The organism is Pseudomonas sp. KCJK9111 (genome assembly GCF_046231935.1).
Classification (GTDB): Bacteria; Pseudomonadota; Gammaproteobacteria; order Pseudomonadales; family Pseudomonadaceae; genus Aquipseudomonas; species Aquipseudomonas parafulva_B.
Genome location: NZ_JBJJMO010000038.1, coordinates 21,837 through 43,586, shown reverse-complemented (window position 1 = coordinate 43,586; position 21,750 = coordinate 21,837). Strand labels below are relative to the sequence as shown.

Annotated in this window: 18 protein-coding genes; 12 read left to right on the top strand and 6 right to left on the bottom strand. The window is 64.0% G+C overall.

From position 1 onward, the window contains the following. Nucleotides 1–65: 65 nt before the first annotated feature. From putP to ACK59L_RS13965, 9 genes are all read left to right on the top strand, one after another. A complete protein-coding gene (gene putP, locus ACK59L_RS14005; RefSeq protein ID WP_409274248.1) occupies nucleotides 66–1,544 on the top strand; it encodes a sodium/proline symporter PutP in 1,479 nt (492 codons plus the stop codon). Between the two features lie 171 nt (nucleotides 1,545–1,715). Beyond that, nucleotides 1,716–2,552: a 23S rRNA (adenine(2030)-N(6))-methyltransferase RlmJ gene (locus ACK59L_RS14000; RefSeq protein ID WP_078477889.1), complete on the top strand. Its 837-nt coding sequence runs from the start codon at nucleotides 1,716–1,718 to the stop codon at nucleotides 2,550–2,552. Nucleotides 2,553–2,784: 232 nt separating this feature from the next. Beyond that, complete coding sequence (locus tag ACK59L_RS13995; protein WP_058604017.1) at nucleotides 2,785–4,542, top strand: carbamoyltransferase; 1,758 nt, start codon at nucleotides 2,785–2,787, stop codon at nucleotides 4,540–4,542. Continuing rightward, nucleotides 4,526–5,653, top strand: a complete 1,128-nt coding sequence (locus ACK59L_RS13990; protein WP_409274245.1) for a glycosyltransferase — start codon at nucleotides 4,526–4,528, stop codon at nucleotides 5,651–5,653. Before ACK59L_RS13995 ends, ACK59L_RS13990 begins: the two co-directional genes overlap by 17 nt. After that, complete coding sequence (locus tag ACK59L_RS13985) at nucleotides 5,653–6,549, top strand: antimicrobial resistance protein Mig-14 (protein ID WP_409274243.1); 897 nt, start codon at nucleotides 5,653–5,655, stop codon at nucleotides 6,547–6,549. The genes ACK59L_RS13990 and ACK59L_RS13985 overlap by 1 nt, the downstream gene beginning before the upstream one ends. Further along, a complete protein-coding gene (locus ACK59L_RS13980) occupies nucleotides 6,546–7,976 on the top strand; it encodes a PIG-L deacetylase family protein (protein WP_409274250.1) in 1,431 nt (476 codons plus the stop codon). The genes ACK59L_RS13985 and ACK59L_RS13980 overlap by 4 nt, the downstream gene beginning before the upstream one ends. Next, nucleotides 7,973–9,118, top strand: a complete 1,146-nt coding sequence (locus ACK59L_RS13975; RefSeq protein ID WP_409274241.1) for a glycosyltransferase — start codon at nucleotides 7,973–7,975, stop codon at nucleotides 9,116–9,118. The genes ACK59L_RS13980 and ACK59L_RS13975 overlap by 4 nt, the downstream gene beginning before the upstream one ends. Further along, the gene (locus ACK59L_RS13970) at nucleotides 9,115–9,999 is read left to right on the top strand and encodes a glycosyltransferase (RefSeq protein WP_058604013.1); all 885 of its coding nucleotides are present in this window, start codon (nucleotides 9,115–9,117) and stop codon (nucleotides 9,997–9,999) included. Before ACK59L_RS13975 ends, ACK59L_RS13970 begins: the two co-directional genes overlap by 4 nt. Before the next feature lie 5 nt (nucleotides 10,000–10,004). After that, a complete protein-coding gene (locus tag ACK59L_RS13965; RefSeq protein ID WP_409274239.1) occupies nucleotides 10,005–10,643 on the top strand; it encodes a CatB-related O-acetyltransferase in 639 nt (212 codons plus the stop codon). On the opposite strand, the gene ACK59L_RS13960 is transcribed toward ACK59L_RS13965, so the two are convergent. Together ACK59L_RS13960 and ACK59L_RS13955 are read right to left on the bottom strand one after the other, a co-directional pair. Next, nucleotides 10,620–11,828, bottom strand: coding sequence for an acyltransferase family protein (locus tag ACK59L_RS13960; protein WP_409274237.1), 1,209 nt, complete (start codon nucleotides 11,826–11,828; stop codon nucleotides 10,620–10,622). The genes ACK59L_RS13965 and ACK59L_RS13960 overlap by 24 nt on opposite strands. A gap of 1 nt (nucleotide 11,829) precedes the next feature. Beyond that, entirely contained in the window at nucleotides 11,830–13,686 is a 1,857-nt protein-coding gene (locus ACK59L_RS13955; RefSeq protein WP_058604010.1) for a bifunctional O-antigen ligase/aminoglycoside phosphotransferase family protein, read from the bottom strand. Nucleotides 13,687–13,832: 146 nt separating this feature from the next. Here ACK59L_RS13955 and msbA point away from each other — a divergent pair, with 146 nt between their 5' ends. Both msbA and hldE read left to right on the top strand, forming a co-directional pair. Continuing rightward, on the top strand, nucleotides 13,833–15,638 hold the full coding sequence (msbA, locus tag ACK59L_RS13950) for a lipid A export permease/ATP-binding protein MsbA (protein WP_058604009.1): 1,806 nt from the start codon (nucleotides 13,833–13,835) through the stop codon (nucleotides 15,636–15,638). A 129-nt stretch (nucleotides 15,639–15,767) separates the two neighbouring features. Next, the gene (gene hldE, locus ACK59L_RS13945) at nucleotides 15,768–17,189 is read left to right on the top strand and encodes a bifunctional D-glycero-beta-D-manno-heptose-7-phosphate kinase/D-glycero-beta-D-manno-heptose 1-phosphate adenylyltransferase HldE (protein ID WP_409274235.1); all 1,422 of its coding nucleotides are present in this window, start codon (nucleotides 15,768–15,770) and stop codon (nucleotides 17,187–17,189) included. Between the two features lie 138 nt (nucleotides 17,190–17,327). Here the strand turns inward: hldE and ACK59L_RS13940 are convergent, their stop codons facing one another. The 4 genes from ACK59L_RS13940 to ACK59L_RS13925 form a co-directional block, all read right to left on the bottom strand. Further along, entirely contained in the window at nucleotides 17,328–18,299 is a 972-nt protein-coding gene (locus tag ACK59L_RS13940; RefSeq protein WP_058604008.1) for a hypothetical protein, read from the bottom strand. Between the two features lie 46 nt (nucleotides 18,300–18,345). After that, the gene (locus ACK59L_RS13935) at nucleotides 18,346–19,158 is read right to left on the bottom strand and encodes an aldo/keto reductase (RefSeq protein ID WP_409274233.1); all 813 of its coding nucleotides are present in this window, start codon (nucleotides 19,156–19,158) and stop codon (nucleotides 18,346–18,348) included. Beyond that, nucleotides 19,155–20,330: an NAD(P)/FAD-dependent oxidoreductase gene (locus ACK59L_RS13930; RefSeq protein ID WP_409274231.1), complete on the bottom strand. Its 1,176-nt coding sequence runs from the start codon at nucleotides 20,328–20,330 to the stop codon at nucleotides 19,155–19,157. Before ACK59L_RS13930 ends, ACK59L_RS13935 begins: the two co-directional genes overlap by 4 nt. Before the next feature lie 104 nt (nucleotides 20,331–20,434). Then, entirely contained in the window at nucleotides 20,435–20,767 is a 333-nt protein-coding gene (locus tag ACK59L_RS13925; RefSeq protein ID WP_196136608.1) for a multidrug efflux SMR transporter, read from the bottom strand. A gap of 83 nt (nucleotides 20,768–20,850) precedes the next feature. Here ACK59L_RS13925 and ACK59L_RS13920 point away from each other — a divergent pair, with 83 nt between their 5' ends. Further along, nucleotides 20,851–21,741, top strand: a complete 891-nt coding sequence (locus ACK59L_RS13920; protein WP_409274228.1) for a LysR family transcriptional regulator — start codon at nucleotides 20,851–20,853, stop codon at nucleotides 21,739–21,741. The last annotated feature ends 9 nt before the right edge of the window (nucleotides 21,742–21,750 follow it).

Here is a 21,750-nt window from a genome sequence, read left to right as displayed (position 1 = left end):
CGCCTGGGTGCAACCACCAACGATGTGGGTGCGCATGAGATAACAACAAACGCCAGGGCCAACACATGGGTAATCCGTTAACGATCACATTCGTGGTCTACATCGCAGCAATGGTGCTGATCGGCTTCGCTGCCTACCGCGCCACCAAGAACCTTTCCGACTACATCCTGGGCGGTCGCAGCCTCGGCAGCGTGGTGACCGCATTGTCGGCCGGTGCTTCCGACATGAGCGGTTGGCTGCTGATGGGCCTGCCCGGCGCCATCTATTTCGCGGGGCTGTCGGAAGTCTGGATCGCCATCGGCCTTACCGTCGGCGCCTACCTGAACTGGCTGTTCGTCGCCGGCCGTCTGCGCGTGCAGACCGAGCACAACGGCGATGCGCTCACCCTGCCGGACTATTTCTCCAGCCGTTTCGAAGACAAGAGCGGCCTGCTGCGGATCATCTCGGCCATCGTCATCCTGGTGTTCTTCACCATCTATTGCGCCTCCGGCATCGTGGCCGGTGCCCGCCTGTTCGAAAGCACCTTCGGCATGTCTTACGAGACAGCGCTATGGGCAGGGGCTGCGGCCACCATCATCTACACCTTCGTCGGAGGCTTCCTGGCCGTGAGCTGGACCGACACGGTCCAAGCGTCGCTGATGATCTTCGCGCTGATCCTGACGCCGGTGATCGTGCTGATCTCCACCGGTGGCTTCGACCAGACCTTCGCCGCCATCGAAGCCGTCAACCCGGCGCACTTCGACATGCTCAAGGGTGCCAGCTTCATCGGGATCATCTCGCTGATGGGCTGGGGCCTGGGCTACTTCGGTCAGCCCCATATTCTGGCGCGCTTCATGGCCGCCGACTCGGTGAAGTCCATCGCCAACGCACGCCGCATCTCCATGACCTGGATGATCCTGTGCCTGGCCGGTACCTGCGCCGTCGGTTTCTTCGGCATCGCCTATTTCTCGGCCCACCCTGAGGTGGCCGGGCCAGTGAATGAAAACCACGAGCGCGTGTTCATCGAACTGGCGAAGATCCTGTTCAACCCGTGGGTCGCCGGCGTCCTGCTGTCGGCCATCCTGGCGGCGGTGATGAGTACCCTGAGTTGCCAGCTGCTGGTGTGCTCGAGTGCGCTGACCGAAGACTTTTACAAAGCCTTCCTGCGCAAGAACGCCTCCCAGCGAGAACTGGTGTGGGTCGGTCGTCTGATGGTACTGGCCGTGGCCTTGATCGCCATCGCCATGGCTGCCAATCCTGAAAACCGCGTGCTGGGCCTGGTGGCCTACGCCTGGGCCGGCTTCGGCGCTGCATTCGGCCCTGTCGTGCTGATCTCGGTGCTGTGGAAGGGCATGACGCGCAACGGCGCGCTGGCCGGTATCGTGGTGGGTGCGCTGACCGTGATCCTGTGGAAAAGCTTCGACACCATGGGCCTGTACGAAATCATCCCTGGCTTCCTGTTCGCCAGCATCGCCATCGTCCTGGTGAGCAAGCTGGGCCGCCCATCGCAGGCGATGGTCAGCCGCTTTGAAACGGCAGATGCGGCTTATCGCGCTGACAAGTGACAGCCACCAAGGCTCGCTGCTAGCTGAAAGCCGGACCCGCTCCAGCAGTGTCCGCACGGCCTTTGAGGGTTCGTGCAGCACTGCGGTGGCGGGTTCGTTGTTTTCTGGGGACCGTCAGGCCTGACGTCGTTTGCCAGGCAGGGTAAACTTGCGTCCTGCGCAGGAGTTGCCATGAATTATCGTCACGCCTTCCACGCCGGCAACCATGCCGACGTTCTCAAACATATTGTGCTGACCCGCCTCATCGCCCTGATGTCGCGCAAGGAGCAACCGTTCGCCTACCTCGACACCCATGCCGGGCTGGGGTTGTACGACCTCAAGGGTGATCAGGCGAGCCGAACCGGTGAGTACCTCGAGGGGGTCGCGCGGCTGTGGAACCGTGATGACCTGCCGGCCATGACCGCCGATTACCTGCGCGTCATCAAGCGCCTGAATGCCGATGGCGAGCTGCGCTACTACCCAGGCTCCCCTGAATTGGCGCGTCGCCTGATGCGCCAGCAGGACCGCGCCTTGCTCAACGAGAAGCACCCCGAGGACGGGCCGCTGCTTAAGGAAAACATGAAGAAGGATCCGCGCGTGGTCGTGCACCTGGGCGAGGGTTGGCACGTGCCGCGCGCCTTGTTGCCCGTGCAGGAAAAACGCGCGGTCATGCTCATCGACCCGCCGTTCGAGCAGGCCGATGAGCTGAAGCGTTGCACGGCTGCGATGAAGGAAGCCATTGGTCGGATGCGCCAGACGGTGGTGGCCATCTGGTACCCCATCAAAGACCAGCGCTCGCTGACCCGTTTCTACCAGGACCTCACCAGCACTGGCGCGCCCAAGCTGTTGCGTGTCGAACTGTATGTGCACCACCAGGACAGCCCGCAGGGCCTCAATGGATCCGGGCTGGCCATCGCTAACCCGCCTTGGGGGCTAGAAGATGAGCTCAAGGAACTGCTGCCTTGGCTCGCCCGGGAATTGGCGCAGACCGAGGGCAGCTACCGCATGGATTGGCTGATCGCCGAATGAGGCCTGGCGGTCGCTGACGGGCCCATTGCGGTCGCCCCGGCTAGGCCGCGCCAGTGACCGCGTGATGGGTGAGCTGCGGGATTGCCGTGTTTGTGGAGTTTGTGCCCTGGCCAAAGGCGTAGCCTTTGCAGAGGCATGCGCACGCTGCGCTTTGCGTTATAATCCCGCCTTTTAGCCGCCACCCGCCCACCAGGCCGCTGGCGCATCTTTATCGAATGAAGAGGCCTATCCCTTGGCATTGACGATTCTTGGCCTGTCCGGCGCCCTCAGCCATGACCCTTCCGCGGCCCTGTACATCGACGGCAAGCTGATTGCCGCCGCCGAAGAAGAGCGTTTCGTGCGCGACAAGCATGCGAAAAACCGCATGCCCTACGAATCGGCGAAGTTCTGCCTGGAACAAGCCGGTATCAAGCCCTCCGACGTCGATGTCATTGCCATCCCGTTCGCGCCCATCAGCCTGTTCGGCAAGGCGCGCTGGCACTACGCCAAACGCTACTGGTACGCACCGGACCGCGCCCTCGACGCGATTCTGATGGGCAACCGCCGCTACAAGCGCTACCGCAAGAAGATCGTCTGGTGCCTGGAACAGCTGGGCTTCGACCCGAAAAAGGTCAAGATCGAGCCCGTGGAACATCACCTGGCTCATGCCTCCAGCGCCTACCACTGCTCGGGCTTCAAGGAAAAGACCGCGATCCTGGGCATCGACGGCAAAGGCGAGTACGCCACCACTTTCTTCGGCTACGGCGAGAACGGCAAGATCCACAAGATCAAGGAGTTCTTCGACCCGGATTCGCTGGGTGGCCTGTACGGTGCCATCACCGAATTCCTCGGGTTCGAAATGCTCGACGGCGAATTCAAGGTCATGGGCATGGCGCCCTATGGCGATGCCAGCAAATATGACTTCTCGCGCCTGGCCAGTTTCGAAAACGGTGAGTTGGTGATCAACACCGACTACGCCAACGTCATTGGCTTGCGCCGCTACAAAGAGAAAGGCAAGGGCTTCTACTTCTCGCCCAAGTTGATCGAATGGCTGGGACCCAAGCGCGAAGGCGACATCGCTGACGAGCCGTACATCCATTACGCAGCCAGCATGCAGGCGCTGTTCGAGAAGATCGCCCTGCAGATGATCGACCACTACCTGGGCGACACCCTGCGCGAAACCGGCAAGCTGGCCTTCGCCGGCGGTTGTGCGCTGAACGTGAAGCTCAACCAGAAGATCATCGCCCGTCCCGACGTGAAGGAACTGTTCGTGCAGCCAGCCTCCGGCGATGCCGGTACGGCAGTGGGGGCGGCCGCCTACGTGTCCCACGCCCGCGGCGTGCCGGTCGAGAAGATGGAGCACGTCTACCTCGGCCCGTCCTACTCCAACGAAGATGTGATCGCAGCCTGCGCCCGTCACCCCAACGCGCCGAAATGGCGCAAGCTCGATGACATGCCGCAGCGCATTGCCAAGATCATGGTCGATGGCAACCCGGTGGCCTGGTTCCAGGGCCGCATGGAGTTCGGCCCGCGTGCCCTGGGTGGCCGCTCGATCATCGGTTGCCCGAGCGTGCCGGGCGTGGCCAACCGCATCAACGAGCAGATCAAGTTCCGCGAACGCTGGAGACCCTTCTGCCCGTCGATGCTCGATACGGTCGCCCCGCAGATGATCAAGGTCGACCACCCGGCGCCCTTTATGACCTTCACCTTCGAAGTGGCCGAGGAGTGGAAAAGCCGCGTGCCGGAGGTGGTCCATGAAGACGGCACTTCCCGTGCCCAGGTGCTCAAGCGCGAGTACAACCCGCGCTACTACGACATGATGAAGGCGCTGGAGACGTTGACCGGCAACGGCGTCTCGCTGAACACCTCGCTCAACCGCCGGGGTGAGCCGATGATCTGCTCGCCGACCGATGCCCTGAACATGTTCTTCGGCTCCGATCTGCAGTACCTGATCATGGAAGATATCCTTGTCGTCAAGGACGGCGCTGCCGCCTATGAACAGCCGCTCTGAACCGCGCATCCTGCAGTTCTGCCATGGCTATGACGGGCCTTTCCTCGATTGTGCCCGTCAATACGCCAGCCTGTTCGAGGGCAGCGGCTACAAGGTCACGACCGTGTTCCTGACCGGTGCAGCCGACCCGCAGGTGGCGGCCGGCTGCGGGTCGGATGAAGTGCTGTTTCTGGAGTTCAGTTCCAAGGCGGTCCGTGGCCTGAAGCTCGGCGCGATTCGGGCGTTGCGCAAGATCGCGGCCCAGCGCGACTTCGCGTTCTGCATCGCTCACCGTTTCAAGCCGATCTACGTCGCCTTGCTCGGGACCCGGTTACCGGTGATAGGCGTGCACCACGCCTTTGGCGACTATGAGCGCAAAGGCCGGCGCCTGTTCGCCAACCTGTTCAGCAAGCGCTTGAGCCTGTTGGGTGTATCCGACGCGGTGCGCGACGACATGCGCCGCTGCCTGGCGCAGTGGCCCGCCGACCGCATCCAGACGCTGTACAACCGCATCGACATCGCCGCCCTTCAGGCCGCCCTGGTGCCGCGTGCCGAGGCACGCGAAGCCTTGGGGCTGGATGCGCAGGCCTGGGTGGTGGGCAATGTCGGTCGGTTGCACCCGGACAAGGACCAGGCCACCTTGCTGCGCGGCTTTGCCCAGGCGTTGCCGGCATTGCCGGTCGGTGCGCGCCTGGCCATCCTGGGCAAGGGCCGCCTGGAGTCCAAGCTAAAGGCCCTGGCCCGCGAGCTGGGCATTGCCGATCAGGTCGACTTCCTGGGGCAGGTGCCCGATGCGCGTCGCTGTTTCCAGGCCTTCGACGTGTTCGCCTTGAGTTCCGATCATGAGCCCTTCGGCATGGTCCTGCTCGAAGCTATGGTCGCTGGCGTCCCGGTGTTGGCCACGGCCTGTGGCGGTGCGCGGGAAGTGGTCGAAGGTGTCGGCATGCTGTTCCCCCTGGGCGATGCCAGCCAACTGGCGCAAGGCCTCGAACGCATGGCCGCGCTGGACGACTCGCAACGCCAGGCGTGCGCCGAGCATATGCTCGAACGCCTGCGCGAGCGTTTCTCGGACCAGGCGGTGCGCGACACCTTCTGGCAACTGCCCCAGGTTCGCGCGTTGGTGGGGGCCTGATGTTCAATCATGTAAAAGCCCTGCGCGAGCGTGGCTGGCAAGTCATCGATGCGCAGACTTATGCCCAGGCCTGGGCGCGTTTCGGCGGTAGTGTCGCCACCCATCCCCTGGTGGTCTCGCAGTTGGCGGACCTGGCGCAGATCCCCGTGCGTTACCTGGCCTGGCACCAGGCCGGCGAGCTCAAGGCGGCCATCCCCACCTGGGGGCGTCACCTGGCGCTGTCCAAGGACGTGCTCAAGCGCAGCGGCAAGAAGGCATTGTTCGACCTGGGCAATGCCGAAATCATCCTGCCTGCGGCAGCCAACGCCGCCGCGCCGCTGCGCCATGGCGCACGCTACCTGTCCGAACTGAACCAGGGCCGCTTTGTCGGCCTCAAGGCGCAGAAAGAACAGCTGGCGATGGCCCGTGCGCCAGAAGACCTGTCGAAGAAATTCCGTTACAACCAGCGCCGTGAACTGCGGTTGCTGGAAGAAGCCGGTGGCGTGGTGCGGCCGATCAGCGACTTCGATGCCACGACTGTCGCCGCCATGTATTGCGACCTTTTCCAGCGTCGCTGGGGGTTCGCCGCCACTGGCGCCGAGCGCATGGGCGACGTGATCGAGCGCCTGCGGGACCTGCTGATCGGCTCAGTCTTGCTGCTCGATGACAAGCCTATCGCCATCCAGCTGGTGTACCGCGTCGAGGCGCCTGAGTGGATCAGCGTCGAATACGTCAATGGCGGCGTCGACCCTGAGACCAAGGCGTTCAGCCCCGGCAGCGTGCTGAGCTTCCTCAATACCCAGGCCGCCTGGGAGGACGCCCGCGCGCGCAACAAGCCATTGCGGTTCTCGTTCGGCCGGGCCGATCGCGAGTACAAGGACCGCTGGTGCCACCCCGTGCCGGTGTACCAGGCGTGAGCCGCAAGCAGCAGTTGCTAAAGCGGCATCGGCGCAACAAGCGCCTCGGGCTGCTGGTGGCCCTGGTGGCGTTGATTGCGCTGGGTGCGTTCATCTGGTGGCTGCCGTTGTTGCTCCTGCCGCTGCTGTGGGTAGCCCACGAGGCGTGGCTGGCCGACCACCTGTTCTACACCCCGGCCGACGACTACACCTATGCCTTCGATGGGGCCGATGAAGTGATGGGCGTAAGCCTGCAGGGCGGCCGTTTGCAATTACCCGCAGCGCCCGTCGCTGAAGGTGCAACATGGGTGCTGCAGGTTGAACTGCGTTGCGCCCTGCTGGGCAGGTTTTTCGACGCCGGGGTGTACATCGAAGGCGCAGGCGGCAAAGACCTGCAGGTGTTCGAGCGCGGTGTTCGCGGCAAGCGCTACCTCAACCTGACTGGGCTCGACACGGCGCTGCGTCAAGGCCAGATCACCTTGCGCGGGCGCTTCTGCCGGCTGGTAGGCCAGCCGCGCCTGTGGATGTTCCAGCAGCCAGACCTGCGTCGCAAGCGGGTGATGGTCATCGCGCCCCATGCCGATGATGCCGAACTCGCCGCCTACGGCCTGTACAGCCAGGCAGACGAAGCCTGGATCGTGACCCTGACCGCTGGCGAAATCGAGGCCGAGCACTACCAGGCCATGGGCCTGTCATCTGCCGAGGCTGCGCGCCTCAAAGGGCGCTTGCGGGCCTGGGACAGTATCGCGGTGCCTCGTTGGGCGGGCGTTGCGCAAGAGCGCTGCGTTCAATTGGGCTACTTCTGCTTGCAATTGCCCGCCATGCGGCAGGCACCGACCACCCCCTTCGGCTCGCGCGAGGCGGACATGACCGACACGCGCCCCTTCCGTACCCTCAACGCGCTGCCTTTGCCGGGCGACGACGGCGTTCCGACCTGGCAGAACCTGCTGGCCGACGTGCGCGCGTTGGTACTGCAGGCGCGCCCGGAAGTGATCGTAATGCCGCACCCGGTGCTCGATCCGCATCCTGACCACGTGGCTGCCCAGCAAGCGCTGCACGAAGCATTGCAGGGCCTGCAGTGGCAACCCGAGATCCTGCTGGGCTATGCCAATCACCTGCACGACAACGACCGCTGGCCCATGGGCGACAGCGGTGCAGGCGTGGCCTTGCCGCCGGTCACCAGTGAGTTGTCGGTCGGGCACCCTTGCACCCTGGTGCTGGACCGCTCACTGCAACATGACAAGGCCATGGCACTGGGCATGATGCACGACCTGCAGCCCCGCCCACCCTTCAAGCGCCGAGTACGACGGGTGATCCAGCGCTGGTTGGCAGGCCGGCGCAGTTCGCCTTACGGCGAGAACGAATTTTTCCGCAAGGCCGTGCGTCGCCACGAGCTGTTCTGGGTTCTGACGGACCGCCACCAGGGTGTACATCGGGAAAACGTATGAAGCGTTTCAAAGTCCTGCAACTGCAACCGGACTACAACATCAAGCAGCACGATTTTGCCGACCTGGCCGAACAGATCTTCAAGGGGCTGCCAGCGGATCGGTTCGAAACGACCATGGCCTTTCTCAAGGGCCGGCCTGCGCCTGGCCAACCGGTCAGTCGCGCCGACCATTCGGTGTACTTCGACTTCAGCGACGGTGCGCTCAAAGGCATGCGCCTCAAGGCACTGTGGCAGCTCTACCGGTTTTGCCGGCGCGAACGCTTCGACGTGGTGATCTGCAACCGCTTCAAGCCTGTGAACATGCTGTTGCAACTCAACCGTTGGTTGAAGATCCCGTTGTGCATCGGCATTTCCCATGGCTTTGGCGAGTACGACCGCACCTATCGCCGTCGTCAGACCCAGCGCCTGATCGACGGGCATTGGCAGTTCGTGGGTGTGTCGCCGGCAGTCAAGCAATACCTGCTGGACTGCAAGTGCGGTTTCACCGATGCCAACACCCATGCCATCACCAATGCCATCGACACGGATCAGGCCCAGGCATTGCAGCTGGACAAGGCCGAGGCCCGCACACAACTTGGCCTGGCCCAGAACGTTCGCATGGTCGGGGCGCTGGGCCGCCTGGTGCCGGTCAAGGGCCATACCTACCTGATCCAGGCGTTTGCCGCCCTGAAGGACAAGTACCCCACCGCGCAACTGGCGATCATTGGGGCGGGTCGTGAGCAGGCGCGCCTGCAGGCCGAGATTGATCGCCTGGGGCTGACGGGCAGGGCGCACTTGCTGGGCTTTCGTGACAACGCCCTGCGCTATGTCCGTGCGTTCGACATCTGGGCCATGCCATCGCTGGCCGAAGGTCTGGGCCTTGCCCTGCTCGAAGGTATGAGCGGGCGTTTGCCGGTCATCGCCAGCGACGTGCCGGCCATGTTGCCGCTGATCACCGGCGCGGGCGGCGAGGTGGTCAAGCCTGCGGACGTTGCCAGCCTGACCACAGCCCTGGACCGCTACCTGGCGCTGGATGACGCGGCGTTGCACGCCAAGGGCGAGCAGGCCTATCACTACCTCAATCAACACCACGACATCGACGTGTTCCGTCAGCAATACCTGGCGCTGATCGAGTCGGGCTTGGCTGCGAAGGAGCCGAAATGAGTGCGGACCCAACCCTGGTCACGGTGATCATCGCATCGTACAACCATGGCCCATACATCGAGCAGAGCATTCTCAGCGTGCTGAACCAGACCTACCCGCACATCGAGCTGCTGGTGGTGGACGACGGCTCTACCGATGACAGCGTCGAGCGTATCGAGCGCCTGCAGGCGCAGCACGGTTTCGATTTTCGCGTGCAGCGCAACAAAGGCCTGACCCACACGCTCAACGAGGCCATTGCGCGGGCCAAGGGCTCGCTGATTGCGCCGTTTGGTTCCGACGACATCATGATGCCGGACCGCATCGCGATCCAGGTCCAGTACATGGCCGACAAGCCCGAAGTGGGTATCTGCGCTGGCAACATCGAGCTCATCGATTCCCAGGGTGAGCTGTTCCCCGAAGCGCGGCAGCGCCGTGAAGTCCCGTTCAGGCGCCTGGACTTCGAGGACATGTTCCTGGAGCGCAAGCCCTACCCACCTGCGCCCACGCTGCTGATCCGCCGCGAGGCACTGGAGAAGGTGGGCGGCTTCGACCCGGATATCCGCTTGGAAGACCTGCTGATCGAACTGAAGGTGACCCATGCCGGGTACTTCATCGATGGCCTGAGCGTGGTCATGGCGCGCTACCGCAAGCATGCCAGCAACTCGTACAAGAACCACCGGTTCATGATCGACAATATCCTGCGCACCTATGCCAAGTTCAAGGATCATCCGGCCTATGAGCAGGTCAAGTTCAAGGCGCTGAACTCGATGTTCCTCAAGGTGGCCAACCGTGATCGCAAGCTGGCCCGCGAACTGCTGGCGCAGATTCCACTGCGCGCCTATACGCGCAAGACCTGGCGCGGGCTGGGGCGATTGTTCTTCTCGCCATTGGAAAAGGGCTGAAGGGCATGGGCTGGCTCTCGCGCTACCGGGAAAAACGGGCCAAGCGGGCGATTCGCAAGCTGCCGGCCATCGAGCGCGGGCAGGCGCGATTTGCCGCGCGTTACCCCCAGTACGCTTTCGGCGTGGGCAGCTATGGCGTGCCCGAGGTGCACGACTGGCAGGAGGGGACGACGCTGCGCATCGGCGCCTATTGCTCGATTGCCGAAGGCGTGCAGATTTTCCTGGGCGGGCATCATCGGGCCGACTGGGTAACCACTTACCCATTCCCGGCCATGCTGCCCGAGGCATCGGCCATCGAGGGCTATGCCTTCAGCCGCGGTGACGTGACCATCGGCAACGACGTATGGCTGTGCTCCAACTGCACGATCCTGTCGGGGGTTAGCATTGGCAGCGGGGCCATCGTGGCCGCTGGGGCCGTGGTGACCCGGGATGTGCCCGCTTACGCGGTGGTCGGCGGCAACCCGGCCAGCATCGTGCGCTGGCGATTTCCGGAAGCGGTGCGAGAGCAACTGCTGGCCAGCGCCTGGTGGGACTGGCCACCTGCTGAGATTGCCGATGTGGTGGGCAAGCTGTGCAGCGATGACATCCAGGCGTTTCTCGCCTATGCCGAGCGGCGCGCCTCAGGCCTGGTGGGTCGAGCCTGACTTCAGGTTCCCAGGCTTGGCCTGCGGGCGCTGGGCCAGGCGCTTGCCCAGGGCGATCCCCGGCTTTTCCAGTAAGAGGAACGTGGCGCTGCTCACGACCACCAGCACGGTGCAGGCGATGGCGATCACGGCCATGAACGCCCCGCGGTCATCGTAGGTGAACCCGTAAGAGGGGTAGAGGCGATAGGCGAGCCACCACAGCACCAGCCCATGGAGCAGGTACAGGCTATAGCTGATTTCGCCTAGCCAGCGGGCACTGCGCAGGGCCAGGGTGCCCAGTAGGTCGTTGCCTGAGACGATGATGCAGAACACGAGGCTCAGCAGCAGCAGCGGGAACACCGCGAAGGTCTTGTGCAGCACCGTCATTACCAGCACCAGCAAGCCGATGGCCACCCAGGTGCCGTACCTGCCCTTGGCCCATTGCACCAGTGCCGGGCTGCGTACCCAGTAAACCGCCGCAATGCCGCCTGCAAAGCTCATCAGGTATTTCTTTTTCAGCGCATGTTCCCAGCCCACAAGCTTTGCCAGCAGGTACAGGGCGACCACGCAGGCAATGGCCCTCAAGAGCGTACCGCGGTAGACGAACATCAGGCCCAGCAACGGCAGGGCCAGGTAGAAGTAGATTTCGTAGTTAAGGGTCCAGGTCACGTTCGAGATCAGGTTGCCGGTGCCGGCCAACTGGTTGATGTCGGGGCGGTGGAACAGCAGCCAGCCTGAAAGCTGTTGTGCCAGGGCGGTTGGCGTGTCGAGCAGCTTCCAGCCTTGCAGGTAGAACACCGTCACAAGCACCGCAGCCAGCAGGCCGAAATACAGCGGGTACAGGCGCATGACCCGGGAAATGGCAAAGGCTCGCCAATCGAAGGCGCGGCCCTGGCGCACCAGCCTGCTCCAGAACAGAAACCCGGTGATCATGAAGAACAGCGCGACGCTCGCTTGCCCGATCTGGGCGAAGAAGCGCTCAGGGGGCATGTTGATCTGGCCGTTGTGCTGGTAATGCCAGGCAATGGCGGCATGGTGGATGAAGACCCCGAGTGCCAGGTAGCCCCTCAAGCCATCGAGAGTGGCCCAGCGCCCCGCTACTGGCTCCAGATGGCGCGCCACCCAAGGGCTGCGCAGCAGCAGCCCTGCCAGCAACAAGGCAAGGCCGAACACCAGGAAGCTGAGCAGCGGCGCCAGATAGCCCATGTCAGCGTTCCGCTCCAGGGGCCAGTTCGAGCTTCTGGCGCAGGGCGTGGCTCATGGTCTGGCTGGCTGCTGCGCTATAGCCCTCCAGCAGGGCCTGGACGTTTTCCTCGAACAGCCACTGCTTGTCTTCGGTGTAGCGCTGCATGTGGCGCAAATTGCGCTGGCGCAGCTCCGCCGACAGCGGCGAAGGCAGCAAGCGCATGTCGGCAAGGTCGATCAGGCCGAATTCGCCGTTGTCCATCAGCAGTACGTTGCCCAGGTGCAAGGACCGGAAGTAGACGCCTTGCTGGTGCAGACGCCCCATGAACCGCCCCATACGTTGTACCAGGGCCCGGCGTTCTGCCAGCGATGGGCAGGCCTGCAGCGCCTGGCGCACGGTCTGGCCTGCCAGGGGGATGTAGCGCACGCCTTGGGTGCCATCGGCGTAGTTCAGCAGCTCCACCACGGGGGGCGTGGGAATGCCTTCGAGTGCCAGTTGCTGGCTGTTCCTGGCAAAGCGGCGCGCGTAGGGGTAGAAGGCGCCGGCGGTGTACCAGGCGCGCGGGCGGAACAACTTCAGGAAGCTGCCATCTTGCAGCAGCAGGACCTTGGGGCCCAGCCCGTCCTCTTCGATGACGCGAGCACCCTCATGCAGTTGCCTGGCCTGCGCCTCGCTCAAGCGGGCGCGGTTGGCCGCCACCAGCCTGCCACCCCGGCGGGCGATGTTCAGCCCGGCGACCAGCGCCAGCGGAATCCACAGCAGGAACCAATGCTCCTTGGGCCGCGACAGGATACCGCCGCCCTCGGTCAGACCCGCACCGATGCCGAACACCAGCAGCGCCGAGGCCATCTGCAGGGCAGGGTGGGTGCGGTACTTCCAGCCGCTGTAAAGCGCGTAGACGATCATGCCCAGCCACGGCAGCAAGCCCAGGATGCCCACGTAATACAGCACGCCCATGACGAAACTGTGGGGCTCGCTCAGCAGGTAGCCCACCCCGACATCGATGGACAGGGGCGCGTCGTAGCCATGGCCGATCAGCGGGTGCTGGAGGAACAGGTCCCAGGTAATGCGCCAGATATCGAAACGGTACGAGTCGCCGCGCGCCATGATCAACTGCGGGTCCACCACCAGCACCGCGACGATGAACAGCGGGGCGGCCAGGAACAGGGGGATCGAGCGACGGTCCAGGCAGAGCAGGGCGATCCAGTTGACCGCCAGGGTCATGGCCACCAGGGGCGTGCGGGAACCGGTGGCCACCACCGCAGCGAACATGACCGCAAAGGCCGCCATGCACAGCGACACGGTCAGCGCCCGCTTGCCGTTGACCGCCATCCACAGCCAGTAGGTCCCGAAGAAACCGTACAGGTGCGAGCTGAGCAGCGGGTTGTCCAGAGCGCCGGCACCGATCAGCCGGCTGCCCGGGGTGTAGGTGAGCATGAACGTGGTCAGGTCCCGCAGCGTGGCCAGCAGCGCCAGCAGCGCAGCGCCCAGGAACAGCCCCTTGAGCGCCTCGGGTCGGTAACGCAGCATCAGCCCGGTGCCCAGGAACAGCATCAGGGTGTGCAGGGGCCGCTTGATCAGGTTGTCCGCCTGCGCCGGCGAGGGTGACCAGCTCAGGCTGAGGATGGCGTAGCCGGCGAAGGCCACGAATAGCCACAGCAGCGGCTCACGAAACAGGGTTTTCAGTTCACGAGGCCGGACGCACAGCGCCAGCAGGGTCGGAATGCTGAAAAGACCGTAGTACAGCTTGTGGTGCAGGCTGCGTTCGGGCAGGAAGAACAGGGCACCGAGCAGCGCCAGCATGCCGGCCGGCAGCAGCCACAGGCACACGAAATCGAAAAAGCGGTTGCCGGCGTTGTGTAGGCTGCTTGGGAACATGGAGAAAGAGGGCCCAGGTCGAAAGAACGGGCAATGTTAACCCAGCTTTGCGCGCATTGCTGCTGGTAAGCGGCGGGGCCGAGTGGTCCGACGCCGCTGCCAACGTGTGGTAAAGTCAGCACCCCATTTTCAGCATGTTCCGTGATATGACAGACGCCAACGGCTCCCAGAGCCCATCGAGCATGAAGATCTATTTCCGTCTACTTGGCTATGTCCGACCCTACATCGGCGTGTTCCTGCTGAGTATCCTGGGCTTTCTGATCTTTGCATCGACCCAGCCAATGCTGGGCTACATCCTCAAGTATTTCGTCGACGGCCTGTCCAACCCGGATGCCTCGCTGTTTCCCAACGTCCCGCACCTGCGCGACCTGAACCTGCTGCACACGGTGCCGGCGCTGATCATCATCATCGCTGCCTGGCAGGGCCTGGGGTCGTTTCTGGGCAACTACTTCCTGGCCAAGGTCTCGCTGGGCCTGGTCCATGACCTGCGGGTGCAACTGTTCAATAACCTGCTGAGCCTGCCCAACCGCTACTTCGACCAGAACAACTCCGGGCACCTGATCTCGCGCATCACCTTCAACGTGACCATGGTCACCGGGGCGGCTACCGATGCCATCAAGGTGGTCATTCGCGAAGGCATGACGGTGGTGTTCCTGTTCGGCTCGCTGCTGCTGATGAACTGGCGCCTGACGCTCGTGATGCTGGCCATCCTGCCCCTGATCGCCTTCATGGTGGGCCGTGCCAGCAAGAAATTCCGCAAGCAGAGCAAGAAGATCCAGGTTGCCATGGGCGACGTCACCCACGTGGCGTCCGAGACCATTCAGGGCTACCGCGTGGTGCGCAGCTTCGGCGGTGAAGCCTACGAGCGCCAGCGCTTCCTCAAGGCCAGCCAGAGCAACACCGACAAGCAGCTGCGCATGACCCGCACCAGCGCCATCTATACGCCCCTGCTGCAACTGGTGATCTATGTTGCCATGGCCGTTCTGATGTTCCTGGTGCTCTACCTTCGTGGCGACGCCTCGGCAGGTGACATGGTGGCCTATATCACCCTGGCCGGCCTGCTGCCCAAGCCGATTCGCCAGCTTTCGGAAGTCAGTTCGACCATCCAGAAGGGTGTGGCCGGTGCCGAGAGTATCTTCGAGCAGCTCGACGAGCAGCGGGAAGTGGACAAGGGCACCGTCGAGCGCGATGCGGTCAGCGGGCGCCTGGAAGTTCGCAACCTCAGCTTCACCTACCCCGGTACCGATCGCCAGGTGCTGAGCGACATCAACTTCACCGTCGAGCCTGGGCAGATGGTCGCGCTGGTGGGCCGTTCCGGGAGCGGCAAGTCCACCCTGGCCGGCCTGATTCCACGCTTCTACCACCACAGCAGTGGCGAGATACTGCTCGACGGCGTGGAAATCGAAGACTTCAAGTTGCTCAACCTGCGTCGACACATCGCCCAGGTCAACCAGCATGTGACCTTGTTCAGCGACACCATCGCCAACAACATTGCCTACGGTGACCTGGCCGGCGCGCCGCGTGCCGACATCGAAGCGGCGGCCGAGGCGGCGTTTGCCAAGGATTTCGTCGATCAGTTGCCCAAGGGCTTCGATACCCAGATCGGCGAAAACGGCGTGTTGCTCTCCGGTGGCCAGCGCCAACGCCTGGCTATCGCCCGTGCGCTGTTGAAGAACTCGCCATTGCTGATCCTGGACGAAGCGACCTCGGCCCTGGATACCGAGTCCGAGCGGCACATCCAGGCCGCGCTGGACCGCGTGATGCAGGGGCGCACCACGTTGGTGATCGCGCATCGCCTGTCGACCATCGAGAAGGCCGACCAGATCCTGGTCATGGATCAGGGCCGCCTGGTGGAGCGAGGCACCCATGCCGAACTGCTGGCTGCCAACGGCTACTATGCCCGCCTGCACGCCATGGGCCTGGATGAGCCGGCCAAGGCCGACATCACCTGATCCTGCCCGCAAAGGGGGCCCAGTGCCCCTTCTGTTTCGGGGTATTCCTCAGCGCGAACTGGCCCTAAAGCCGCCAGCCACGCTGTGCTAATATCCCGTCCCTGTTCACTATTGTCATATGGGTTGCCCATGAAGTTGTCCATGCCGCGTTTCGATCAAGCCCCGGTACTGGTGGTCGGCGATGTCATGCTCGACCGCTACTGGCATGGCGGTACGTCGCGTATTTCGCCGGAAGCGCCAGTGCCGGTGGTCAAGGTCGATCAGATCGAGGATCGCCCAGGCGGTGCGGCCAACGTGGCCTTGAACATCGCCGCACTCGGCGCGCCGGCTTCCCTGGTGGGCGTCACCGGGCAGGACGAAGCTGCCGACAGCCTTTCCAACAGCCTGCAGGCGGCAGGCGTGCGTTCGGTGTTCCAGCGCATTGCGCATCAGCCGACCATCGTCAAGCTGCGGGTCATGAGCCGGCACCAGCAACTGCTGCGCATCGATTTCGAAGAATCCTTCGCCACCGACCCGGTGTCGCTCAGCGCAGAAGTCGACGGTTTGCTCGAAGGCGTCAAGGTTCTGGTGCTGTCGGACTACGGCAAAGGCGCGCTGAAAAACCATCAGGCGTTGATCCAGGCTGCACTGGCCAAGGGCATCCCGGTGCTGGCCGACCCCAAGGGCAAGGATTTCTCCGTCTACCGCGGGGCCAGCCTGATCACCCCCAACCTCAGCGAGTTCGAGAACATCGTCGGGCGTTGTGCCGACGAGGCGGAGCTGGTTGCCAAGGGTTTGCAGCTGCTGCAGGAACTGGACATGGGCGCCTTGCTGGTGACCCGTGGCGAGCACGGCATGACCTTGCTGCGCGAGGGCCATCCGCCCCTGCACCTGCCAGCCCGTGCGCGTGAAGTGTTCGATGTGACCGGCGCAGGCGATACCGTGATCTCCACCCTTGCCGCCGCCATTGCCGCCGGTGAAGAACTGCCCCAGGCAGTGGCCCTGGCCAACCTGGCAGCGGGCATTGTCGTCGGCAAGCTCGGTACTGCGGCGATCAGCGCGCCGGAGCTGCGCCGCGCCATCCAGCGCGAAGAGGGCTCCGAGCGCGGGGTGCTGGGCCTTGAGCAATTGCTGGTGGCAATCGACGATGCCAGGGCGCACAACGAGCGCATCGTGTTCACCAACGGCTGCTTCGACATCTTGCATGCGGGCCATGTGACCTACCTTGAGCAGGCACGCGCGCAAGGCGATCGTCTGATCGTCGCGGTCAATGACGATGCATCGGTCAGCCGCCTGAAGGGCCCAGGCCGGCCGATCAACAGCGTCGACCGCCGCATGGCCGTGCTGGCAGGCCTGGGCGCGGTGGACTGGGTGATCAGTTTCTCCGAGGGCACCCCGGAAAACCTGCTGAGCCAGGTCAAGCCGGATGTGCTGGTCAAAGGCGGCGACTACGGCATCGACCAAGTGGTTGGCGCCGACATCGTCAACGCTTATGGCGGCACCGTGAAAGTGCTGGGGCTAGTGGAAAACAGCTCTACCACCGCCATCGTCGAGAAGATCCGCAAGCACTGACAGGGCAGGGCTGCGCGTCGGCCGTTGTTCAGCCGGTCTTGCGAGAGAAGCGTTACATGCCCGCTTCGGCCGGAATGCTGTTCACTTAGGGCCGCAGAGCGGCCCCATCTATCTCAAATGAGCAGCGTTACGCTTAGGTCAGGGCTTGTGCAGCGAGGTGCGCGCCCGCTTGAGCAGCGCTCGGGCCTTGGCACCGAACCGTTGCAGGTGGGAGGCGCGGGCTGGCTTGGGCTCCACCAGGCCTTGCTGACGCACCCAGTCCTTCCAGCGTATGCGTTCCTCGTTGACCACCCAGCCCTCCTGCCGCGCGAAGCTTTCGGCCAGGTACAACCCCCTTGTGCTGGCTGGCACCAGTTCGTCTTTCTTCAAGGTATACAACTCGGCCAGGGGCTGGCCGTCCTGTAGCGGCATTAGGTACAGGTCCGGGCGCTTGCGGTTCAGCCGCGCCACCAACTGGTCACCCTCCAGGCGTTCGTCCACATGAAACAGGCTGAGTTTCTTTATCTCCCTTGGCACTTGCAGGCGCATGTCGTAGATCAGTTGCAGCGAAGCGGTCGGCAGGTGCACGTAGGCCCGGGGTCGTTCCAGCAGGACCAGGTTACCGCAGTAAACCGGGCGGGCGGCACCGGACTGCGGGGCCAGTTGAAAATGCGGCGTCTCACGGTAGTGCAAGGCTGCTGCATAGGGCACCGGTAGCCAGGTGTCGTTGAAACGGCCGCCCAGCCAACCCTCGGTGGTTTCCAGCAGGCATTCCTCGGCCACTTCCTGCACGGCGGTGTGCAATGGCAGGTTCAGTTCCTGGGCGGGCACGTAGCCTGAGATCAGTTTCAGCACCACGTCGCCACGGTCTTGCCGCCGTTGACGGACCAGCACCCAGTAGTCACGGTTCTGCCAGCTAAGCGTCAGGCGCACCGACACACCCAGGTTGGCCAGCTCGACCGCGAACCGCTGCGGATCTGCCACCGCCACCGGTTTGCGACGTTGCTGGGTCTGGGCGAAATTGAGGGGCATGCCGGTGCCCTGGTAGAGAAGGCTTTCGGCCGTGGCCTCGACATGCAGCGGCAGCGTCTTGAAGTTGCTCGGGTTCTTGCGTATCAGCGTTCGCGCCACGTTGCTCCTCCTTGCGACGGCTCACCCGGCGCGTGGCCAGGCAGACTCAATGCTGGCCCAGGATTCGGGCGACGGTGGCCACGTTATGGGCCAGGTGCAACGGGTTGATGGTGCCCACGATAGCACTGCTGACGCCTGGGTGGGCGAACAGCAGCTCGAAGCTGGCACGGACCGGGTCGACGCCGGGTGCCAGGCAGGCATGGCCGCTGGCCAGGGCCTTTTTAACCAGGATGGCCTTGCCGTGCTGCGCAGCGTAGTCGAGTACCGGTTGCTCTGCCTGTTCGTTCAGGTTGAAGGTGACCATGGCGCAGTCGCCTTGCTCCAATGCCTTCAAGCCTCCGGCCGCCGTCTTGCCTGAAAAGCCGAAACCCAGGAGCTTGCCTTCACGCTTGAGCGCGGCCAAGGTCTCATACACTTCCTGCTGTTCGAGGATGGCCAGGTCATTACCGTCGGAGTGCACCAGCACCAGGTCGATACGGTCGGTTTCCAGCCGGCGCAGGCTGCGTTCTACCGAGCGGCGGGTGTGGGCTGCGCTGAAATCGAAGCGCGATTGACCGCCGTCGTATTCCTCGCCCACCTTGCTCACCAGCACCCAGGCATCGCGCTGACCCCGCAGCAGCGGGCCAAGGCGCTCTTCACTACGGCCATAGGCCGGGGCGGTGTCGAGCAGGTTGATGCCCAGGTCGCGGGCCTGGCCAAGCAGCAGCCTGGCTTCATCGTCGCCGGGGATGGTGAAGCCTGAAGGGTATTTGACGCCCTGGTCCCGGCCAAGCTTGACCGTGCCCAGTCCCAGGGGCGAAACCTGCAAGCCCGTGCTGCCCAGGGGGCGATGCAGACCGTGGAGGGTTGGCAGGCTCATGGCAGCAAGGTCTCCCACGCAGGCTGGCCCAGCGGCGGGCGCGGCAAGTCGGTCAGATCGGCCTGGGCCTGGGGCTGCACGGCGTCGCGTTGCAACTGGCGGATAACCCGATCGCTGAAATCAGGTGCCAGTGCCAGCTTGGTAGGCCAGCCCACCAGCAGCCGTTGCTGTTCGGCAAGAAACGCATTGTCCGGGCGCACCAGGCCGGACTGGGCAGGCTCGGCACGGTCCACCCGCAAGGTGGCCCAGTGCAGCTGGCTTTGATCCACCCAGGGCAGCAGGCTGGCCACTTCTTTCTGTGCCGCGGCGATCTGCTCGGCCGGCTCACGGGCCACCCCATCGGCTTCGGCCAGCTCGCCGCCCAGGTACCATACCCACTGTCCGTCGGCGGCCGGATGGGTGGTCACCGTCATGCGCGGCTTGGGGCCTGCGCCCAGGCAATGGGCATAGAGTGGCTTGAGGTTGGCCCCCTTGACCATCACCATGTGCAGGGGGCGGGTTTGCATGGCGGGCTGCTCGAGCCCCAGTGCCTGCAACAGGTCCGCGATACCGGCGCCGGCGCTGAGTACGATGCGCTGGGCGCGGATGTCACGCCCATCCACTTGCAGGCCCACCAGCTCGCCATTGTCGCGCAGCGGCTCGATGCGCTCGCCTGCCAAGAGGCTGTCACCGGCCAGTTCGGCCAGGTTGGCCAATAGGCTGGGCACGTCGATCACCAGCTCGGCCAAGCGATAGACCTTGCCCTTGAAGGCGCGGTCTTGCAGCGCCGCAGGCAATTGGTCGCCTTTGACCTGATCCACCCGGCCACGCACCGCCTTACTGGCGAAGAAGCTGGTGAGGTTGCCGGCCAGGGTGCCTGGAGACCACAGGTAATGCGCATCGGACAGCAAGCGCGTATGACGCAGGTCCAGTTCGCCGTGGCCCGCCAAGGCTTCGCGCCAGCGGCGCGGCATATCGGCAATCGCTTCCGAGGCGCCGGTCAAGGCCCCATGCAGCGCGTACTTGGTCCCGCCATGGATGATGCCCTGGGACTTGAGCGTCTGTGCGCCGCCTACCGTGGCGCGCTCCACCAGCACTGTCGAATAACCCAGGCGGCGCAAGCGGGCATTGAGCCAGAGGCCTGCGACCCCGGCGCCGACGATCAGCACGTCAGTGGAAATGGCAGATGGCATGGCGATACCTCGAAAACTGGGACAGCTGGCAAGTATACAGGCTCAGGATCGGATGCACGGGGTGGCGTGCGTCACGCATCCAGAGGCTGCTGCCAAGGCCCGGCTCAGTGCCCCGTGGTCTTGGAGAACAGCTGGATCACCACCACGCCGCCGACGATCATCGCCATGCCGAGTATCGCCGGGATGTCCAGCTTCTGCCCATAGATCACCAGTGCTGCCACGCTGATCAGGACGATACCGAGCCCAGACCAGATCGCGTAGGCGATGCCCACCGGAATGCTGCGCACCACCAGCGTCAGCATCCAGAACGCGATACCGTAACCCATCACCATCAGCAGCAAAGGCAATGGCGTGCTAAGGCCTTTGACGGCCTTCATGGAAGCGGTGGCGACGACTTCGGCGCAGATGGCAATCGCAAGGTAGGTGTAGGCATTCATGACGGTTCTCCATTCGATGGGCGCATTCTAGGCCGTACTCGGATGCGGTAAAGTCATTACCTATCTGATGAGGAGATAGGTGGATGGCCGAGCGATGGAGTCTGGATCAGCTGCGCACGTTCCTGCGAGTGGCTGAGCTGCGTTCGTTTTCGGCGGTTGCACGCGAACAGCACAAGGCTCAGTCAGCGATCAGCAGCGCCATCGCCCTGCTCGAAGCGGACCTTGGGGTCACCTTGTTCGAACGCAGCAGTGGGCGCCAACCGAAGCTCACCGCAAACGGCGAAGCGCTGCTTGCCGATGCCCGTGAGCTGCTGCGCCAATGCGAGCGCCTGGACGGGCGGGCCCTGGCACTGATGCGTGGCCAGGAAGCACTGCTGCGGGTGGCGCAGGATGAGGCGATGCCGTATCAGCCTGTCATCGACAGCCTGGATGAGCTGGCAACCTGTTACCCCTTTCTGGAAGTGCAACTGGCCAGCGGCGCTCAGGGCGATGTCGCGCGCAAACTGGTGGAGCGGCGCGCCGACTTGGGGTTGTTCTTTCACCACGAGCGCATACCGGCGTCGCTTGAACGGCGGGCCTTGGGTAGCGTGGAAATGGTCACGGTCTGCGCCGTCGGCCACCCTTTGGCGCAGGCCGGCCGGGTGGACCGACAGCAACTGGCACGCCATCGACAGCTGCTGATTACGCCCCAGCAGAGCGGTTACCCGGGGGGTGAGGCGATCAGCCCGCAGGTATGGCGGGCCGACAGCTTCTATGCCATGGCCGAACTGCTGATGCGTGGGCTGGGCTGGGCCTGGCTGCCGCGCCATGTGGTGCAGTACCCCACCTACCAGGCGCACATGGTAGAGCTGGCCAGCGACTGGCGGCCACCGGCGCTGGTGGTGGAGCTTGCCTGGCGTCGGGACGAACCGCTGGGGCCTGCTGCGCAGTGGCTGGCCGAGCGCTTTGCGGTGCATTTGCGTGCGATCGGGTAAACTGCGTCG

Excerpts from the sequence above, each read along its gene's own strand:
- putP (WP_409274248.1), top strand. The coding sequence starts at position 66 with ATGGGTAATCCGTTAACGATCACATTCGTGGTCTACATCGCAGCAATG.
- ACK59L_RS14000 (WP_078477889.1), top strand. The coding sequence starts at position 1,716 with ATGAATTATCGTCACGCCTTCCACGCCGGCAACCATGCCGACGTTCTC.
- ACK59L_RS13990 (WP_409274245.1), top strand. The coding sequence starts at position 4,526 with ATGAACAGCCGCTCTGAACCGCGCATCCTGCAGTTCTGCCATGGCTAT.
- ACK59L_RS13985 (WP_409274243.1), top strand. The coding sequence starts at position 5,653 with ATGTTCAATCATGTAAAAGCCCTGCGCGAGCGTGGCTGGCAAGTCATC.
- ACK59L_RS13975 (WP_409274241.1), top strand. The coding sequence starts at position 7,973 with ATGAAGCGTTTCAAAGTCCTGCAACTGCAACCGGACTACAACATCAAG.
- ACK59L_RS13970 (WP_058604013.1), top strand. The coding sequence starts at position 9,115 with ATGAGTGCGGACCCAACCCTGGTCACGGTGATCATCGCATCGTACAAC.
- ACK59L_RS13965 (WP_409274239.1), top strand. The coding sequence starts at position 10,005 with ATGGGCTGGCTCTCGCGCTACCGGGAAAAACGGGCCAAGCGGGCGATT.
- ACK59L_RS13960 (WP_409274237.1), bottom strand. The coding sequence starts at position 11,828 with ATGGGCTATCTGGCGCCGCTGCTCAGCTTCCTGGTGTTCGGCCTTGCC.
- ACK59L_RS13955 (WP_058604010.1), bottom strand. The coding sequence starts at position 13,686 with ATGTTCCCAAGCAGCCTACACAACGCCGGCAACCGCTTTTTCGATTTC.
- msbA (WP_058604009.1), top strand. The coding sequence starts at position 13,833 with ATGACAGACGCCAACGGCTCCCAGAGCCCATCGAGCATGAAGATCTAT.
- hldE (WP_409274235.1), top strand. The coding sequence starts at position 15,768 with ATGAAGTTGTCCATGCCGCGTTTCGATCAAGCCCCGGTACTGGTGGTC.
- ACK59L_RS13935 (WP_409274233.1), bottom strand. The coding sequence starts at position 19,158 with ATGAGCCTGCCAACCCTCCACGGTCTGCATCGCCCCCTGGGCAGCACG.
- ACK59L_RS13930 (WP_409274231.1), bottom strand. The coding sequence starts at position 20,330 with ATGCCATCTGCCATTTCCACTGACGTGCTGATCGTCGGCGCCGGGGTC.
- ACK59L_RS13925 (WP_196136608.1), bottom strand. The coding sequence starts at position 20,767 with ATGAATGCCTACACCTACCTTGCGATTGCCATCTGCGCCGAAGTCGTC.
- ACK59L_RS13920 (WP_409274228.1), top strand. The coding sequence starts at position 20,851 with ATGGCCGAGCGATGGAGTCTGGATCAGCTGCGCACGTTCCTGCGAGTG.